This window comes from Parafrigoribacterium mesophilum (assembly GCF_039652555.1).
GTDB classification, from domain to species: Bacteria; Actinomycetota; Actinomycetes; order Actinomycetales; family Microbacteriaceae; genus Parafrigoribacterium; species Parafrigoribacterium mesophilum.
This window is the reverse complement of record NZ_JBDJAF010000052.1, coordinates 1-275: the sequence shown is the minus strand read 5'-3', so window position 1 is coordinate 275 and position 275 is coordinate 1. Positions and strand designations below refer to the sequence as shown.

1 protein-coding gene is annotated in these 275 nt (G+C 69.1%); it reads right to left on the bottom strand.

From position 1 onward, the window contains the following. Positions 1 to 14 precede the first annotated feature (14 nt). On the bottom strand, positions 15 to 197 hold the full coding sequence (locus tag ABFX56_RS16065; protein ID WP_487047307.1) for a hypothetical protein: 183 nt from the start codon (positions 195 to 197) through the stop codon (positions 15 to 17). Positions 198 to 275 lie beyond the last annotated feature (78 nt).

Sequence of the window (275 nt, the reverse complement as noted above, 5' to 3'; positions counted from 1 at the left end):
GGTGCGGCGCTTCGTCAGTCCCCACCCGGTGACCCGCAGCAGCGCTTCCGCCACGATCCCGGCGTGCATTTTCGAGCGCCCAACGGTGCGTTCCACGATCGTGATGGGATGCTCCACGAAGCGGGCGCCGCGACGCTCCAACCGCCAGGCCAGCTCCACCTGGAAGCAGTAACCCTGGGAGGACACGGTGCTGAGATCGAGTGACCGCAGCGCCTCAGCGCGGAACACCCGGAACCCCGTGGTGAGGTCGTGCACGCCGGAGCCCAGAACCGCCC